At 66.4% G+C, this 16,700-nt stretch carries 14 protein-coding genes; all 14 read left to right on the top strand.

What is annotated here, in order from left to right:
• The first annotated feature begins 209 nt into the window (after positions 1-209).
• The gene (gene asd / locus C7401_RS02500; RefSeq protein ID WP_112169743.1) at positions 210-1,331 is read left to right on the top strand and encodes an aspartate-semialdehyde dehydrogenase; all 1,122 of its coding nucleotides are present in this window, start codon (positions 210-212) and stop codon (positions 1,329-1,331) included.
• Between the two features lie 218 nt (positions 1,332-1,549).
• Complete coding sequence (locus C7401_RS02495; protein WP_112169742.1) at positions 1,550-3,976, top strand: FimV/HubP family polar landmark protein; 2,427 nt, start codon at positions 1,550-1,552, stop codon at positions 3,974-3,976.
• Between the two features lie 17 nt (positions 3,977-3,993).
• The gene (truA, locus tag C7401_RS02490) at positions 3,994-4,809 is read left to right on the top strand and encodes a tRNA pseudouridine(38-40) synthase TruA (RefSeq protein WP_112169741.1); all 816 of its coding nucleotides are present in this window, start codon (positions 3,994-3,996) and stop codon (positions 4,807-4,809) included.
• 64 nt (positions 4,810-4,873) lie between these two features.
• Positions 4,874-5,560: a phosphoribosylanthranilate isomerase gene (locus C7401_RS02485; RefSeq protein WP_112169740.1), complete on the top strand. Its 687-nt coding sequence runs from the start codon at positions 4,874-4,876 to the stop codon at positions 5,558-5,560.
• A 77-nt stretch (positions 5,561-5,637) separates the two neighbouring features.
• Positions 5,638-6,831: a tryptophan synthase subunit beta gene (trpB, locus tag C7401_RS02480; RefSeq protein ID WP_112169739.1), complete on the top strand. Its 1,194-nt coding sequence runs from the start codon at positions 5,638-5,640 to the stop codon at positions 6,829-6,831.
• 21 nt (positions 6,832-6,852) lie between these two features.
• Positions 6,853-7,791, top strand: a complete 939-nt coding sequence (locus tag C7401_RS02475) for a DNA-methyltransferase (protein WP_112169738.1) — start codon at positions 6,853-6,855, stop codon at positions 7,789-7,791.
• A 54-nt stretch (positions 7,792-7,845) separates the two neighbouring features.
• A complete protein-coding gene (gene trpA / locus C7401_RS02470; RefSeq protein ID WP_112169737.1) occupies positions 7,846-8,655 on the top strand; it encodes a tryptophan synthase subunit alpha in 810 nt (269 codons plus the stop codon).
• 156 nt (positions 8,656-8,811) lie between these two features.
• Positions 8,812-9,684 (top strand): acetyl-CoA carboxylase, carboxyltransferase subunit beta, encoded by an 873-nt coding sequence (gene accD / locus C7401_RS02465; RefSeq protein WP_112169736.1) that lies wholly within the window; start codon positions 8,812-8,814, stop codon positions 9,682-9,684.
• Between the two features lie 196 nt (positions 9,685-9,880).
• Entirely contained in the window at positions 9,881-11,191 is a 1,311-nt protein-coding gene (gene folC, locus C7401_RS02460; RefSeq protein WP_112169735.1) for a bifunctional tetrahydrofolate synthase/dihydrofolate synthase, read from the top strand.
• Between the two features lie 62 nt (positions 11,192-11,253).
• Positions 11,254-12,201 (top strand): SPOR domain-containing protein, encoded by a 948-nt coding sequence (locus C7401_RS02455; RefSeq protein ID WP_112169734.1) that lies wholly within the window; start codon positions 11,254-11,256, stop codon positions 12,199-12,201.
• Positions 12,202-12,208: 7 nt separating this feature from the next.
• Positions 12,209-12,703: a CvpA family protein gene (locus C7401_RS02450; RefSeq protein ID WP_112169733.1), complete on the top strand. Its 495-nt coding sequence runs from the start codon at positions 12,209-12,211 to the stop codon at positions 12,701-12,703.
• 133 nt (positions 12,704-12,836) lie between these two features.
• The gene (purF, locus tag C7401_RS02445) at positions 12,837-14,381 is read left to right on the top strand and encodes an amidophosphoribosyltransferase (RefSeq protein ID WP_112169732.1); all 1,545 of its coding nucleotides are present in this window, start codon (positions 12,837-12,839) and stop codon (positions 14,379-14,381) included.
• A 140-nt stretch (positions 14,382-14,521) separates the two neighbouring features.
• Positions 14,522-15,718, top strand: a complete 1,197-nt coding sequence (locus C7401_RS02440) for an O-succinylhomoserine sulfhydrylase (protein WP_112169803.1) — start codon at positions 14,522-14,524, stop codon at positions 15,716-15,718.
• A gap of 77 nt (positions 15,719-15,795) precedes the next feature.
• The gene (locus tag C7401_RS02435) at positions 15,796-16,668 is read left to right on the top strand and encodes an MOSC domain-containing protein (protein WP_112169731.1); all 873 of its coding nucleotides are present in this window, start codon (positions 15,796-15,798) and stop codon (positions 16,666-16,668) included.
• Positions 16,669-16,700 lie beyond the last annotated feature (32 nt).

Below are 16,700 nucleotides of genomic sequence, written 5' to 3'. Positions count from 1 at the left end.
CGTGTATATTGCTTCGATGGCGAAGATCTCCCCGATCACGACTGTTACGAACATCCGCGGCACGGCTCGCGTGATTTCGCTCGCCATCACCACGAAAACGATTATCAAAACGATCACCATTCGTTGATCGCTCGTCGTGCCCGCTCATCTTCCCCGCGCGGCCACGCCGGGCGAGCGAAGCGGGGAAGTGTCCATCTCAAGGGTTAGTCATGAACGTAGGTCTCGTAGGTTGGCGCGGCATGGTCGGCAGCGTGCTGATGCAGCGCATGCAGGAAGAACGCGATTTCGACCTGATCGAACCGGTGTTTTTCAGCACCAGCAACGCAGGCGGCGCGGCTCCGTCGTTCGCCAAAAACGAGACGAAGCTCAAGGACGCGAACAGCGTCGACGAGCTCAAGAAGTGCGACATCATCATCACCTGCCAGGGCGGCGACTACACCAACGAGGTGTATCCGAAGCTGCGCGCGGCAGGCTGGAACGGCTACTGGATCGACGCGGCCTCGGCGCTGCGCATGAAGGACGACGCCGTCATCATTCTCGACCCGGTCAACCTCGACGTCATCAAAGATGCGCTCGTCAAGGGCCAGAAGGACTTCGTCGGCGGCAACTGCACGGTCAGCCTGATGCTGATGGCGCTCGGCGGCCTGTTTCGCGAAGGCCTCGTCGACTGGATGACGGCCATGACGTATCAGGCGGCTTCGGGCGCGGGCGCGCAGAACATGCGCGAGCTGCTCTCGCAAATGGGCGCGCTCAACGCGGCTGTCGCGACCGACCTGGCGAACCCGTCGTCGGCGATTCTCGACATCGACCGCAAGGTGCTCGCCACCATGAACAGCGACGCCATGCCGACCAGCCAGTTCGGCGTGCCGCTCGCAGGCTCGCTGATTCCGTGGATCGACAAGGACCTCGGCAACGGCATGTCGAAGGAAGAGTGGAAGGGCGGCGCGGAAACCAACAAGATTCTCGGCAAGCCGGCCATGGGCCAGCCGGGCTCGATTCCGGTCGACGGTCTGTGCGTGCGTATCGGTGCGATGCGCTGCCACTCGCAGGCGCTCACGATCAAGCTGAACAAGGACGTGCCGCTCGACGAGATCGACGGCATCCTCGCTTCGGCCAACGACTGGGTCAAGGTCGTGCCGAACGAGCGCGAAGCGTCGATGCGCGATCTGTCGCCGGCCGTGGTCACGGGCACGCTGTCGGTGCCGGTCGGTCGTCTGCGCAAGCTGGCGATGGGCGGCGAGTATCTGTCGGCCTTCACGGTGGGCGATCAGCTGCTGTGGGGCGCGGCTGAGCCGCTGCGCCGCATGTTGCGCATTCTGCTCGACAAGTGAATGAATTAAACTACGCGCCTGATGACGCGTAGACAGGGTGAAAAGCGCCGCGCCAGTCGCGGCGCTTTTTTTATTGCAATCGAGATTGCAACCGCCCCGCAGCACATTCCCATTTGATCGACAGCCGCAAGAGCGGTATGCCAGGGCAACTGATGATCGTTCGATTTGATTCTGTTTCCGCCGCGCCTCGCGCGAGGCGCGCCGAAGGGCGGCGAGTAATGCGCGCCGTTGTGGCGGCCACGAGTTTGGTGTTCTGTAGCCTTGCCGCGGCACAAGGTGGCGCTGGTGGTACGAGCGGTGCCGCTGCTGCCGCTGGCGCGAGCGGTGCGCAGGCCGCTGCGGCGGCGAGCGCGCCGGTGAGCATCATCGGGCACTACACCGTGCGTCCCGGCCAGTCGCTGCATGACGTCGCTGTTGACGTGACGCAATCGCACGACAAGGCGACGCTCGCACGAATGAGCCAGGCGCTGTTCGACGCGAATCCCGATGCGTTCATGAAGCACGACCCCAGCCGCATGCGCGTGGGCGCGGCGCTGGGCGTGCCCGCTACGCCGGACGTTTCGAGCGCGGCGGCCGGCATGACTGCGGCTTCGGGGGCGGTTGCCGCCGCTTCCACGGCCACTGCGCCTGCCGCGCCCGCAGTCGCCGCATCGGCATCGACGCCGGTTTCCGCTGCGGCTCCCGTCAGCGCGCCCGCCGCCGCTTCGAGCGCGGCTGCCCAGGCCGTATCGGCGGCTTCGACGGCGGCCGCTGTGGCATCTGTCGCAGCGGCTGGCGCGAGCGCGGCACAGGCTGCTGTCGCGGGTGCATCGACGGTCGCGGCAAGCGGCCCCGAAGCGGCCGTGCAATCGGCTTCCGGCGCATCGGCGGCAACGGCTGGCGCGAGCGCCCCGACGGCGGCCGCTTCGGCCAGCGACTCCCACGTGTGGAGCGGCGCGATCCAGACGGCGCCCGCTGCGAGTGGCGCGACGGCGACCGCTCCCGCGCAGGGCGCGACGACTGCGCCCGCGCCCGTGTCGGTTTCCAGCCTCCAGCAGCTCCTCGCGCTCAAGAACCGCGTGCTGATGGCGTTGCAGCAGCACGGCATCGGCAAATCGGCGCAACCGGCACAGCAGGCCCAATCGGCGGCCGGCGCAAATGGTGCCTCCGCAGGCGCGCCCGCCGCGCAAGGCGGCGCACCTGTGCAATCAGGCGCGGGTCACGCGGGCGCAACCGGCGGGCAAGTTGAACTCACGCCGGTTTCGATCGGCGTGGTGGCGGCTGTTGTCGTGGTGCTGCTCGCGCTGCTCGTGCGTTTGCTCACGCGCAAGCGCCGCAAGCCCGCAGAGCAGGCTCCCGCCGAAGCAACGCCGGAGCCGACACCCGTTGCACCGGTTATTCCCGCCGCACCTGTAACGCCCGCTGTGTCCGTAACGCCCGCCGCCCCTGTGGCTGCCGCGGCGGTTGCTGCCGCCGCTGCGTTGCCGGAGGTCTCGCCGGCATTGCGCGAACCGATTGCCCGCGCCGAAGCGCAACCGGGCGTGAGCGAAGCCGCGCCCGAAAAAGACGCAGTGACGATCACGCCGGTCCCCACGCCGGTCGTCACCTCCGAGCCGCTGGAGCGCGACGAGACACCCGATCACGCCACCGAATCGGCGAGTCGCGCCGCTGCTGACGCGTTGCCGCCCACGCTTTCCGAGCCGCTGCAACCGGCGGCCCCGCAGGAAGCGCAAGAGCCGCAAGAGCTGCAAGAGCCGCCGTTCGCGCAGGAACATCACGCATCGCACGACGAACTCCCGCGCGGCGTAGAACCGGGCGAGCCGCAGACGCTTGCCGACGCAACCGATGCGGCAAGCCTCGCCGCCGCTGCGGAACTGGGCGCAGCGGCGCTGCCTCCCGAGAGCCTCACTACGCCGCGCTCGGCCGAAGACGCCGAGGTGCTTGCGCGCACGCTGGAAGAGCCTGCCCACGTCGCGGCACCCGCCACGCCCGATCTGGCGCTGGATTTCGGCGGCGATGCGGCGCGAGAGGAACACGAGGCGCACGAGGTGCACGAGGCGCCCACCCTCCATGCGCAGCAAGAAACCGAAGCATTGCAGCGCCCGTCGGCGTTGCCGAACGAACCTGAAACACCGGCAGTCCCCGTAGAAGACATGAATTACGCCGAAGTACCGACCGAATTTCCGAAAGATGCCGTTCATGCGCTGGGCGACATTGACATGGCGCTGCCGCCGCGCGTCGTCGAGCCTGGGGAGCCGGTCGTGCCTACGGCCCCGCTCTCGACCGAGCCCGTGGCCACGCCCGAAGCGTCGGCGCGATTCTCCTCGCCGTTCTACGAGCCGCCTGAGCCGCTGGCGGGCGAGGCCATCGAGGCGGGCACGGCGGGCGTGGGCGCGCTCGCGGGTCTCGCTGCACCGCGCTTCGGCGCGCTCACGCTCGACTTCGACCTGAATCTGCCGCCCGATTCGGCCGAGCCGCTGCCGGTTTTCACGCCCGAGCAACTCGCGCGCATTGCGCGCAACAAGCTCGATCTCGCGCACGAGTACATCGCGCTTGGCGACGTGGCCGGCGCACGCTCGCTCATCAACGAAGTGATCGAGTCGAACGACCACGCCACGCGCGGCGACGCGCAGGCGCTGCTGTCGACGCTCGCACCGCTTTCCTGACGCCGAACACGAGCCGTATGCGTATCGCGCTAGGAATCCAGTACGACGGCGCCGCGTTCTGCGGCTGGCAATCGCAGCCGCACGGCAAGACGGTGCAGGACGCGCTCGAGCGCGCGCTGCGCGAGTTCGCCACCGTGCCGCTGTCCACGATCGTCGCGGGCCGTACCGACACGGGCGTGCACGGCCTCGGCCAGGTCGTGCACTTCGACACCGACCTCGACCGCACGGAGTTTTCGTGGGTGCGCGGCACCAACGCGTTCCTGCCATCCACCGTGGCAGTGCAGTGGGCCAAGGTCATGCCCGAGGCGTTCCATGCACGCTTCGCGGCGTTCGAGCGCACCTACTATTACGTGCTCTATGTGAACCCGGTGCGCTCGCCCATGCTGGCGGGTCGCGCAGGCTGGATCCACACGCCGCTCGATGTCGAGGCGATGCGCAAAGCCGCCGCGCATCTGATCGGCGAGCATGATTTTTCGGCGTTCCGCTCGTCGGAGTGCCAGGCGAAGACGCCGGTGAAGCACCTGTACCAGATCGATATCCGGCCGCAGGGCGATTTCATTCACTTTCGATTTCGCGCCAACGCGTTCCTGCATCACATGGTGCGCAACCTGATGGGCTGCCTCGTGGCCGTGGGCCGCGGGCGTTATCCCGAAGCCTGGATGGCCGAGGTGCTGGCCGGGCGCAACCGCACCGCAGCCGCGCCGACCTTCATGCCCGACGGCCTCTACCTCGCCCAGGTAGGTTATCCTGACGAGTTCGCGGTGCCCGCCGCGCATACGGCAAGCGTGCCGTGGAGCGCGATCTGGAGCGACGCGCCGCAAGACCAGGCTTGACGCCCGGCGCGGGCACACCGAACCGAATCACCGAATCACCGCGACACACACCGCACTTCGAACCATGACGCCAGCCGAGCAACCCGCCAACGCCGCCGCGCACCGCACGCGCATCAAGCTGTGCGGACTTTCGACGCCCGACGCGCTCGCGCACGCCATCGACCTCGGCGCCGACGCTGTCGGACTCGTGTTCTATCCGCCCAGTTCGCGTTCGGTGAGCGTGGCGCAGGCTGTGGAACTCACGCACGATATTCCGCCGTTCGTCTCGGTGGTGGGTCTCTTCGTGAACGCCACGCCGCAGTGGATGAGCGAGGTGGCGAGCAATGTCTCGCTCACCATGCTCCAGTTCCACGGCGACGAAACGCCCGAGCAGTGCGAATCGCTTGCCTCCGTTGCCGGTTTGCCCTGGTTGCGCGCGCTGCGAGTGGCGGCCGATACTCGGCAAGCCGATTTGATAGAATCGGCTAATCGTTATTCATCAGCCAGCGGCCTGCTGTTCGACACCCATGTCGAAGGCTACGGCGGCGGCGGAAAGGTCTTCGATTGGTCACTTATTCCCGCAGGGCTCGCGCGTCGGGCCGTTTTGAGTGGTGGCTTGAACGCGCAAAACGTCGGTGATGCGATTCGCCAGGTGCGTCCGTTCGCTGTCGATGTCTCCAGTGGCATCGAAGTGCCGGGCGCAAAGGGCGTGAAGGATCACGCCCGCATGGCGGCGTTCGTGCGCGCGGTGCGCGAAGCGGACGCGGGATAATTCCGGGGCGCATGCCCCTTTGGCCGGCACGGCCCACGCAATGTGGACCTTCCCAAGTCCGGTCGAGCGAGTGACTTATGTACAATTTGCCAGATGAACGTGGCCATTTCGGCCCCTATGGCGGCGTATTCGCTGCTGAAACCCTCATGCAGGCGATCGACGAGCTGCGCGACGCCTACGCGAAATACAAGGACGATCCCGACTTCCGCGCCGAATATGAGCGCGAGTTGAAGCATTTTGTCGGCCGTCCGTCGCCGATTTATCACGCACAGCGCTGGAGCGAGCTGCTGGGCGGCGCGCAGATCTACCTCAAGCGCGAAGACCTGAATCACACCGGCGCGCACAAGGTGAACAACGTGATCGGCCAGGCCTTGCTCGCCAAGCGCATGGGCAAGCCGCGCGTAATCGCCGAAACCGGCGCAGGCCAGCACGGCGTGGCCACCGCGACCATCGCGGCGCGCTTCGGCATGGAGTGCGTGGTCTACATGGGTGCAGAAGACGTGCGCCGCCAGGCCGCCAACGTTTACCGCATGAAGCTGCTGGGCGCGACCGTGGTGCCGGTCGAGTCGGGCTCGCGCACGCTCAAGGACGCGCTCAACGAAGCCATGCGCGACTGGGTCACCAACGTCGAAAACACCTTCTACATCATCGGCACCGTGGCGGGCCCGCACCCGTACCCGATGATGGTGCGCGACTTCCAGCGCGTGATCGGCGACGAATGCCGCGTGCAGATGCCCGAGATGACGGGCCGTCAACCTGACTCCGTGATCGCGTGCGTGGGCGGCGGTTCGAACGCGATGGGCATCTTTTATCCGTATATCGACGACACTTCGGTGCAGTTGATCGGCGTCGAACCGGCCGGCGACGGCATGGACACGGGCCGTCACGCCGCCTCGCTCGCGGCCGGCACGGTTGGCGTGCTGCACGGCAACCGGACGTACCTGCTGCAAGACGAAAACGGCCAGATCATCGAGACGCATTCGGTTTCGGCCGGTCTCGACTATCCGGGCGTCGGTCCCGAGCACGCGTGGCTCAAGGACAGCGGCCGCGCGCAGTACGTGACGATCGACGACGAGGAAGCGCTCAAGGGCTTCCACGACTGCTGCCGCATCGAAGGCATCATTCCCGCGCTCGAATCGAGCCACGCGCTCGCGTATGCCGCGAAGCTCGCGCCGACGTTGCCGAAGGAGAAGATCCTGCTGGTGAACCTGTCGGGCCGCGGCGACAAGGACATGCATACGGTCGCCGAGCGATCGGGCATCCAGTTCTGAGCGCCCGGAGCAACGTAAGCGATGCGTGACGAGTTCGACGAGCCGCAGATGCCGGCGCCCGTGGGCGAGGCGGATGCCGGGGTGAACGCAGAAGCGGCTGCGCTGGAAGCCGCCGAGGCGGTCGCCCACGCAGCCGTGCTGCCCACGGTGCCGGAGACCATCCGGCTCCTGAACCGCGATTTTCTGACTGATGCCGCCAATTTGCCCGACGCCTCGATCGACCTGATCGTCGCCGACCCGCCTTATGGGCTCGGCAAGGACTACGGCAACGACTCCGACATGCGTTCGGGCGAGGACTTCCTCGCCTGGACGTATCAATGGCTCGACCTGGCGATACCGAAGCTCAAGCCCACGGGCTCGCTCTACGTGTTCTGCACGTGGCAGTACGCGCCCGAGATCTTCGTCTATCTCAAGTCGAAACTCACGATGATCAACGAGATCGTCTGGGATCGTCGTGTGCCCAGCATGGGCGGCACGACGCGCCGTTTCACCTCGGTGCACGACAACATCGGTTTCTTCGCGGTGTCGAAGGATTATTACTTCGATCTCGATCCCGTTCGCATCCCGTACGATGCCGTCACGAAGAAGGCGCGTTCGCGCAAGTTGTTCGAAGGCAGCAAGTGGCTGGAGCTCGGCTACAACCCCAAGGACGTCTGGTCCGTCTCGCGGCTGCACCGTCAGCACGCCGAGCGCGTGGATCATCCCACCCAGAAGCCCCTGGAAATCGTCGAGCGCATGGTGCTCGCGAGCTGCCCGCCGGGCGGCCGCGTGCTGGACCCGTTCATGGGCAGCGGCACCACGGCAGTCGCCTGCGCGCGTCAGAAGCGCGAATTCGTCGGCTATGAAATTAACGAAAGTTACTGCGCGATCGCGCGCGAACGCGTGAGCGCGGCGGCCATGGCGACTCCCGCCGCCGCCGTGGACGCGAGCGCCGCATCGTCCGTCGCGGCCGGCGCCTGATGCGCCGCCGCCGGACCCACGCGCAGTCACGACTGAAAAGCTGAGGACCCTGAAATGTCCCGTATCAAGACCACCTTCGAGGCGCTCGCCGCCCAAGGCAAGAAAGGCCTGATCCCGTTCATGACGGCAGGCGACCCCGATCCCGCGCGCACCGTCGAATTCATGCACGCGCTCGCCGCCGGCGGCGCCGATGTCATCGAGCTCGGCGTGCCGTTTTCGGACCCGATGGCCGACGGCCCCGTGATCCAGCAGTCGTCCGAGCGCGCGCTCGAGAAGGGCGTGACGCTCAAGAGCGTGCTCGCCGACGTGCTGCGTTTTCGCGAAACCGACGGCAAGACGCCCGTCGTGCTGATGGGCTACGCAAACCCCATCGAGCGCATGGGCGCCGACGCGTTCGCGCAAGCCGCGAAGGCGGCGGGCGTGGACGGCGTGCTGGTGGTGGACTATCCGCCCGAGGAGTCGGTCGAATTCGCCGCGAAGATGAAGGCCGCCGACATCGATCCGATCTTCCTGCTCGCGCCCACCTCCACGGACGCGCGCATTGCCGAAGTGGCGCGCGCCGCGAGCGGCTACGTCTACTATGTATCGCTCAAGGGCGTGACCGGTGCGGCGAATCTGGACGTCACGAGCATCGCGAGTAAAATCCCGGCGATCAAGAAGCATGTCTCGCTGCCCGTGGGCGTCGGCTTCGGCATTCGCGACGCGCAAACGGCCGCCGCCGTCGCCCAGGTTTCCGACGCTGTGGTGATCGGCAGCCGCATCGTGCAGTTGCTCGAACAGGCGCCCCCGGAAACGGCGGCGGACACGCTTACGCAGTTCATCACGGGCATTCGCACGGCGCTTGACGAAGTCGCGGCGAGCTGACGCAGTTGGCTGGTCTGGTTGGCTAGTTTTGCGACTGCTGTAAAATCCACTTTTCGCCATGCGCGGTCGGGGTCGGAACCCGGTCGGAATGACCGATCGGGTGCATAGATCGATCCGCCGCGCCCGCGCATCACGAAGGTCAAGGAAGGAATATCAATGAGCTGGCTCGACAAACTGCTGCCGCCCAAGATCAAGCAAACCGATCCGAAAAGCCGCAAGAGCATTCCGGAAGGGTTGTGGATCAAGTGCCCGTCGTGCGAAGCGGTGCTGTACCGCAACGACGTAGAGGCGAATCTGCACGTCTGCCCGAAGTGCGATCACCACATGCGCATTGGCGCGCGCGAACGTCTGGACGGCCTGCTCGACCCGGAAGGCCGCTATGAGATCGGCCAGGAAATCATTCCGGTCGACGCGCTCAAGTTCAAGGACAGCCGCAAGTACCCGGACCGCCTGAAAGAGGCGATGGAAGAAACCGGCGAAACCGACGCCATGGTGGTGATGGGCGGCGCGATCCGCACGCTGCCCGTGGTGGTGGCCTGCTTCGAGTTCTCGTTCATGGGCGGCTCGATGGGCTCGGTGGTGGGCGAGCGCTTCGCGCGCGGCGCGCAGAACGCGCTGGAGCAGCAAGTGCCGTTCATCTGCTTCACCGCTTCGGGCGGCGCGCGTATGCAGGAAAGCCTGCTTTCGCTCATGCAGATGGCCAAGACCACGGCCATGCTCACCAAGCTGGCCGAGGCCAAGCTCCCGTTCATCTCCGTGCTGACCGACCCGACCATGGGCGGCGTGTCGGCGAGCTTCGCGTTCCTTGGCGACGTGGTGATCGCCGAGCCGAAGGCGTTGATCGGCTTCGCGGGCCCGCGCGTGATTGAACAGACCGTGCGCGAAAAGCTGCCGGAAGGCTTCCAGCGCGCCGAATTCCTGCTGCAAAAGGGCGCGATCGACATGATTCTCGACCGCCGCAAGCTGCGCGACGAAATCGCGCAAATGCTGGCCCTGCTGCAACGCCAGCCCGCCGACGCGGTGGCCTGAGGCCGCCGGTCCGAAGCGCTTCGTGGCCCTGTGTGACCGCGCTGCGCATCGTTTTACCCAACGCGCCGCGAGCGAAAGCAAGCGGCGCGTTGTCATTTCCGCGATAATGCCGTTCTTTTGAAGCGAAGCGGATCATTCGCGTGAACCCGCCGCCCCTTGCGGGCGTCTCACGCGCAGCACCTGGCGAACTATCCCGATGAGTACCTTTCCCACCCTCGACGCGTGGCTCACGCATCTCGAAACCGCGCATCCGGTCGGCATCGACATGGGTCTCGACCGTATCCGCCAGGTGAAGGAGGCGCTGGACCTCCAGTTCGCGTGCCCGATCTTCACGGTCGGCGGCACGAACGGGAAGGGCTCGACCTGCGCGATCCTCGAAACGATCCTGCTCAAGGCCGGCTATCACGTGGGCTGCCACACCTCGCCGCACCTGCTCGCGTTCAACGAGCGCGCGCGCATTGACGGCGAGCAGGCGAGCGACGCCGAGCTGCTCCAGCACTTCGAGGCCGTGGAAGCCGCGCGCAATTCGCTCGCCAAGCCCGTTTCGCTCACGTATTTCGAGTTCACGACGCTCGCGATCATGCATCTGTTCGCTTCGCGCGGGCTCGACGCGGTGATCTTCGAAGTGGGCCTCGGCGGGCGTCTGGACGCCGTGAACGTGCTCGACACCGACTGCGCGATCATTACGAGCATCGACCTCGACCACACGGAATATCTCGGCAACACGCGCGAGCAGATCGGCTTCGAAAAGGCCGGCATCTTCCGCGCGGGCAAGCCCGCCATTTGCGCCGACCCGATGGCGCCGCAGTCGCTCATCGACCATGCGGAGGCGATCGGCGCGGAACTGTGGCTGTTCGGCCGCGAATTCCGCTATGAAGGCCAGCCGGGCAGCGAGCGCCAGCAATGGAGCTACGTGGGTCCCACGATGCGGCGTTCGGCGCTCGCTTATCCGGCGCTGCGCGGCGCGAACCAGCTCATCAACACCTCGGCCGCGCTCGCGGGCCTGGAGGCGTTGCGCGACCGCCTGCCGGTTTCCGCGCAGGACATTCGCCTGGGTCTCGCCAATGTCGAACTGCCGGGCCGCTTCCAGGTGCTGCCGGGCAAGCCCTCGATCATTCTCGACGTCGGCCACAACCCGCACGCGTCGGCCGTGCTGGCGCAAAACCTCGGCAGCATGGGCTATTTCCCGTACACCTACGCGGTGTTCGGCGCGATGCGCGACAAGGACATCGCGGGCGTGATCGAGCATCTGAAGGGCGAAGTGGACCACTGGTGCGTGACCGACCTGCCGCTGCCGCGCGCGGCCACGGCCGGTCAGCTCGAAGAGGCGCTGCGCGAAGCGGGCGTGACGGACGGCCCCGACAGCAGCGTGACGCACCATGAAAGCCCGGCCGCCGCTTTTCAAGATGCGCTAAAACGGGCTACTGAAAATGATAGAATTCTTGTTTTCGGAAGTTTCCTGACGGTTGCCGGGGTCATGGCCTGGCGAAAGTCACAGCAGCACTGACCGCCCGGCACCCGCACGCCGCCCACGCAAGACAGGCCAGGTAGGCCAACAGCAAGCCATACATGGGAATTTTCTCGTTCGGCAAGAAAGATGAAGCTGACGCGCCCCGCCGGCGCGGCGCCGAGGCCGGCTCCAGCCGCCGGAGCAATCAGAGCACGCGCGTGGAGCGGCGCAGCCGCCGGCCGGACCGGTCCGGCGACGCCGAGGCGATGCTGCTCGACCCCACGCTCCCCGAAAAGCAACGCGCTCGCCGCCGTCTCGTCGGCGCGATCGCACTGGTGCTCGCGGCCATCGTGATCCTGCCGATGGTGCTCGACTCGCACCCGAAGCCGGTCACCGACGACATCGCCATCGACATCCCCAGCCGCCCGGCCGACAAGGCCGCCGCGCGCCAGCACGACGCCGAAGACACGCAAGCCGGTGTTGCGCCCGACAATCCGGCGGCCGAGGCCACGCCTGGCGCGTCGGGTCTCGCGGCCGCCTCGGGCGCCGCGACCACGCAGAACGCCCAAAGCTCGGATAAAGCGCCGGCCACGTCCGCGAAAAAGCCCGCGCAAGCCGCAGCCGCTGCGGCCCAACCCACGCAAAACGCCCAGACGCCAACCCCCGCGCATGCCGCGAAGCCGTCGGCTTCGGCCAGCACGGCCGTCGCTTCGCGCGGCAAGTCGCAGGAGAGCGCGGCGGCCGACAGCGACAGCGCAGACAGCGCGAACACTGCGGGCGCGACGAACACCGCCGCCGCCGACTCCGCCGCGCCGGCCGCGCCACCGGGCGCGCGTTTCGCGGTGCAGCTCGGCGCGTTTTCGAACGGCACGACGGCAAACAATTGGGTCACGAAGTTGAAAGCTGCGGGTGTACCCGCATATACCGAACAGCGTAAGGAAGCCGACGGCACCACGCGCACGCTGCTGCGCGCGGGGCCGTTCCCGGACCGCGCCTCGGCTACGGCGGCGATCGCCAAGGTGCGCGGCGCGGGTCTGATGGCGGGCACGAACGGCGGCGCGGAATAACCCGCGCATGTTGACCGCATTCGACTACGCTGTAATGGCGGTGATCGGCCTGTCGGCGCTGCGCGGCGCATGGCGGGGCTTCATCGGCGAGATTTTTGGATTGATTGGCTGGATCGCGGCGTTGCTCGTGGCCTGCCGCTACGTGGACCGCGTGGTGCCCTGGATTCCGGCGAACTGGCCGGGCGGGGCGCTCACCCAGTGGCTGATCGCCTTTGCGCTGATCGTCATTGCCGTGGTGCTCGTGGCCGGCGTGGGCAACGCACTGATCGGCCGTCTGGTGCAGGTGAGCGGATTGTCCGGCGTGGACCGTTCGCTCGGGATGATGTTCGGCCTCGTGCGAGGCGTCGTGCTGGTGCTGATCCTCGTCGTCCTCGGCGGGCTGACCGAGCTGCCCCAGCAGGACTTCTGGCGCCATGCGCTGCTGCGGCCCTATGCCGTGCAGGGCGTGCTCGAACTGAAACCGCTGTTGCCCGAGGCGCTCGCGACCTACGTTCACGTCTGATCAGAAACTGATTGGCGAAACGAGGACTTGAGTTTTCCGGCACCACTGCCCATTTGCGGAGCTCGACCGGCGTTGATCGACCGAGACCACCCGACCGGCCCGCTACCGATTTCGCTTTTTTGAAGGACCTGCCATGTGCGGCATCGTAGGCGTAGTTTCCCGCTCTCCCGTCAACCAGCTCCTCTATGACGCGCTGCTGCTGCTCCAGCACCGCGGTCAGGACGCGGCCGGCATTGCCACCGCGAACGGCAGCACGTTCCACATGCACAAGGCCAACGGCATGGTGCGCGACGTGTTCCGCACGCGCAACATGCGGAGCCTGCCAGGCACCAGCGGCATCGGCCAGGTGCGCTACCCGACGGCCGGTTCGGCGTCGAGCGAAGAAGAGGCCCAGCCGTTCTACGTGAACGCGCCGTTCGGCATCGTGCTCGCTCACAACGGTAATCTCACCAACTGGCAACAGTTGAAGGAAGAGATGTTCCGTGTGGACCGCCGCCACGTGAACACCAACTCCGACACCGAAGTGCTGCTCAACGTGCTCGCGCACGAAGTGCAGCTCGCCACCTCGGGCCTCGAACTCGATCCGGCGACGCTCTTCAAGGCGGTTTCGGGCGTGCACCGCCGTCTGCGCGGCTCGTACGCGATCGTCTCGCTGATTGCCGGCCACGGCCTGCTCGCGTTCCGCGACCCGTTCGGCATTCGCCCGCTGTGCATCGGCAAGATGGAAACGCCGGAAGGCACCGAGTGGATGCTCGCATCGGAATCGGTGGCGCTCGAAGGCATCGGCTTCGAGTTCGTGCGCGACGTGCGTCCGGGCGAAGCGGTGTTCATCGACTTCGACGGCAACTTCCACTCGCAGCAGTGCGCCACGGCGCCGACGCTCAACCCCTGCATCTTCGAACTCGTGTATCTCGCGCGTCCGGACTCGGTGCTCGACGGCGTGCCCGTGTACAACGCGCGTCTGCGCATGGGCGACTATCTCGCCGAGAAGATCAAGCGCGAGCTGCCCGACGTGAAGATCGACGTGGTCATGCCGATTCCCGATTCGTCGCGCCCCGCGGCCATGCAGGTCGCGAACAAGCTCGGCGTGGAATACCGCGAAGGCTTTTTCAAGAACCGCTACGTTGGCCGCACCTTCATCATGCCCGGCCAGGCCATGCGCAAGAAGTCGGTGCGCCAGAAGCTCAATGCCATGGGCATCGAGTTCAAGGGCAAGAACGTGCTGATCATCGACGACTCGATCGTGCGCGGCACCACCTCGCAGGAAATCGTGCAGATGGCGCGCGACGCGGGCGCGACCAAGGTGATCTTCGCTTCGGCGGCGCCGCCCGTGAAGTACCCGAACGTCTACGGCATCGACATGCCCACGCGCGGCGAGCTCGTCGCGCATGGCCGCACGGATGAAGAAGTGGCGCGCATCATCGGCGCGGATTACCTCGTGTACCAGGACGTGGAGTCGCTCAAGAAGGCCGTGCGTGACATCAACCCGGAATTGGGCGACTTCGAAGCTTCGTGCTTCGACGGCGACTACATCACCGGCGACATCACGAGCACCTACCTCGACAACATCGAGGCAGCCCGTCTCGCACCGCAATCGCAGTCGGATCGCGATGCGGCGAGCGACGCGCAGGACGGCGGCGCCCGCTCGCAGCTGCACCTGCAACTGTCGGTAGAGTGATCCCCCCGGCCAACGCGAGCGCGACGCTCGCGTTCTGGCCGATCCCGAAAGCCCGCTTTCTGCCAGCGCAAAAGCGGGCTTTTTTGCGCCTGCTGGGGCAGGATTGAAGCCTGATGGTTCAGGACACGGAGAACACCAACATGGACGACACCTTCAACTTCGACACGCTGGCGGTGCGCTCGGGCACGCTGCGCAGCCAGTTCAACGAGCATTCGGAAGCCCTCTATCTCACGTCGAGCTTCTGCTTCAACAGCGCCGCCGAAGCCGCCGAGCGCTTCGCGAACTCCGAAACCGGCTATACGTACGCGCGTTTCACCAATCCCACCGTCACCATGTTCCAGGATCGCCTCGCCGCGCTCGAGGGCGGTGAAGCCTGCATGGCCACGGCGTCGGGCATGGCCGCGATCATGTCGGTGGTGATGGCGGCGTTGCAGCAGGGCGACCACATCGTCAGTTCGCGCAGTCTGTTCGGCTCCACGCTCGGCATGTTCTCGCAGATTTTCCCGCGCTTCGGCATCACGACGACTTTCGTCGATCCGCACGATCTCGATGCGTGGCAGCAGGCCGTGCGCCCTGAAACGAAGCTGTTTTTCCTCGAAACGCCGTCGAACCCGCTCACTGAAGTCGCGGATATCGAAGCGGTCAGCAAGATCGCCAAAGCGGCCGGCGCGCTGTTCGTCGTCGACAACTGTTTTTGCAGCCCGGCGCTGCAACAGCCGCTCAAATTCGGCGCGGACGTGGTGATGCATTCGGCCACCAAGTTCCTGGACGGCCAGGGCCGCGTGCTGGGCGGCGCGCTGGTCGGCTCGAAGTCGTTCATCATGGAGAAGGTGTTCCCGTTCGTGCGCAGCGCGGGCCCGACGCTCTCCGCGTTCAACGCGTGGGTGCTGCTCAAGGGCATGGAAACGCTGTCGCTGCGCGTCGAAAAGCAGTCGGACAATGCGCTCGACATCGCGCGCTGGCTCGAAACGCATCCGGCCGTGAAGCGCGTCTTTTATCCGGGCCTCGAATCGCATCCTCAGCATGCGCTGGCGATGCGTCAGCAGAAGAAGGGCGGTGCGATCGTTTCGTTCGAAGTGAAGGGCGAGACGCCCGAACAGCAGCGCGCCAACGCCTGGCGCGTGATCGACGGCACGAAGATCTGCTCGATCACGGGCAATCTGGGCGACACGCGCACGACCATCACGCATCCGGCCACGACCACGCATGGCCGCGTCACGCCCGAGGCGCGCGCGGCCGCCGGCATTACCGAAGGGCTGATTCGCCTCGCCGTCGGCCTCGAAAACGCGCAGGACGTGCGCAGCGATCTCGCGCGCGGGCTCGATGCGGGGCGGTGAGCGGCGCGAAGCAACGGTTGTATGATCGAGGGCCGGGCGCGCGGCCCGATTCTTTTTCTCTTCAGCGTGAGTGTGTCATGGCTATCGTTCGTGCCTTGTATGTCTATCCCGTGAAGTCGTGCGGCGCGATTGCGCTCGATCGTGCTCAACTCGACGTGAAGGGCCTCGCGTGGGATCGCCACTGGATGGTGGCGGACGAGACCGGCCGCTTCGTGTCGCAGCGCGAATACGCGGCGATGGCGCGCATCGTGCCCGCGTTCGTCGAAGACGGCGTGCGCCTCACGATGGAGGGCATGAGCGAGGCGCTGCATCTGCCGTTCGCGCCGCGCGGCGGCGAGGCGCGTGTGCGGGCCACCGTCTGGAGCGACAGCTTCGAGGCGCTGGACGAGGGCGATCACGCCGCCCAGTGGTTCACAAAAGCGCTGGGCGTGCCGGTGCGCCTTCTGCGGTTCGCGCAGGACGTCACGCGCCTTGCGAGCAAGAAGTGGACGAACGACGAAGACGCGCCCACGCAATTCGCCGACGGCTTTCCGGTTCTCGTGACGAGCGAGGCGTCGCTCGCGGAACTCAACGAGCGCCTCGCGGCGAAAGGCGCGCCGCCCGTGCCGATGACGCGCTTTCGTCCGAACATCGTCGTGGGCGACGTGGGCGAGGCGTTCGAGGAAGATTTCATCGACACGCTCGCCATCGAATCCGCAACGGGCGGCGAGGCGATCGTGCTGCGTTTCGTGAAGCCGTGCGCGCGCTGCCCGATCACGACGATCGACCAGACGTCGGGCGAGCGCGACCCGCAATGGCCCACTGAACCGCTCGACACGCTTCAGGTCTTTCGCGCCGATCCGCGCGTGGACGGCGGCCTCACGTTCGGCCAGAACGCGATGGTCGTGACGGGCGCGGGCGAACGCCTGGCGGTGGGTGCGCACGCGCAGTGGGAATATCGCTTCGAGTAAAGCGCGCCTGGGCGCTCAGCGAGTGAGGCGCG

This window comes from Paraburkholderia unamae (assembly GCF_003268775.1).
Classification (GTDB): Bacteria; Pseudomonadota; Gammaproteobacteria; order Burkholderiales; family Burkholderiaceae; genus Paraburkholderia; species Paraburkholderia unamae.
The sequence above is the reverse complement of the archived record's forward strand: the minus strand, read 5'-3'. Positions and strand labels throughout refer to the sequence as shown.

Coding starts and splice junctions, on each gene's coding strand:
- asd (WP_112169743.1), top strand. CDS start 210: ATGAACGTAGGTCTCGTAGGTTGGCGCGGCATGGTCGGCAGCGTGCTG.
- C7401_RS02495 (WP_112169742.1), top strand. CDS start 1,550: ATGCGCGCCGTTGTGGCGGCCACGAGTTTGGTGTTCTGTAGCCTTGCC.
- truA (WP_112169741.1), top strand. CDS start 3,994: ATGCGTATCGCGCTAGGAATCCAGTACGACGGCGCCGCGTTCTGCGGC.
- C7401_RS02485 (WP_112169740.1), top strand. CDS start 4,874: ATGACGCCAGCCGAGCAACCCGCCAACGCCGCCGCGCACCGCACGCGC.
- trpB (WP_112169739.1), top strand. CDS start 5,638: ATGTACAATTTGCCAGATGAACGTGGCCATTTCGGCCCCTATGGCGGC.
- C7401_RS02475 (WP_112169738.1), top strand. CDS start 6,853: ATGCGTGACGAGTTCGACGAGCCGCAGATGCCGGCGCCCGTGGGCGAG.
- trpA (WP_112169737.1), top strand. CDS start 7,846: ATGTCCCGTATCAAGACCACCTTCGAGGCGCTCGCCGCCCAAGGCAAG.
- accD (WP_112169736.1), top strand. CDS start 8,812: ATGAGCTGGCTCGACAAACTGCTGCCGCCCAAGATCAAGCAAACCGAT.
- folC (WP_112169735.1), top strand. CDS start 9,881: ATGAGTACCTTTCCCACCCTCGACGCGTGGCTCACGCATCTCGAAACC.
- C7401_RS02455 (WP_112169734.1), top strand. CDS start 11,254: ATGGGAATTTTCTCGTTCGGCAAGAAAGATGAAGCTGACGCGCCCCGC.
- C7401_RS02450 (WP_112169733.1), top strand. CDS start 12,209: ATGTTGACCGCATTCGACTACGCTGTAATGGCGGTGATCGGCCTGTCG.
- purF (WP_112169732.1), top strand. CDS start 12,837: ATGTGCGGCATCGTAGGCGTAGTTTCCCGCTCTCCCGTCAACCAGCTC.
- C7401_RS02440 (WP_112169803.1), top strand. CDS start 14,522: ATGGACGACACCTTCAACTTCGACACGCTGGCGGTGCGCTCGGGCACG.
- C7401_RS02435 (WP_112169731.1), top strand. CDS start 15,796: ATGGCTATCGTTCGTGCCTTGTATGTCTATCCCGTGAAGTCGTGCGGC.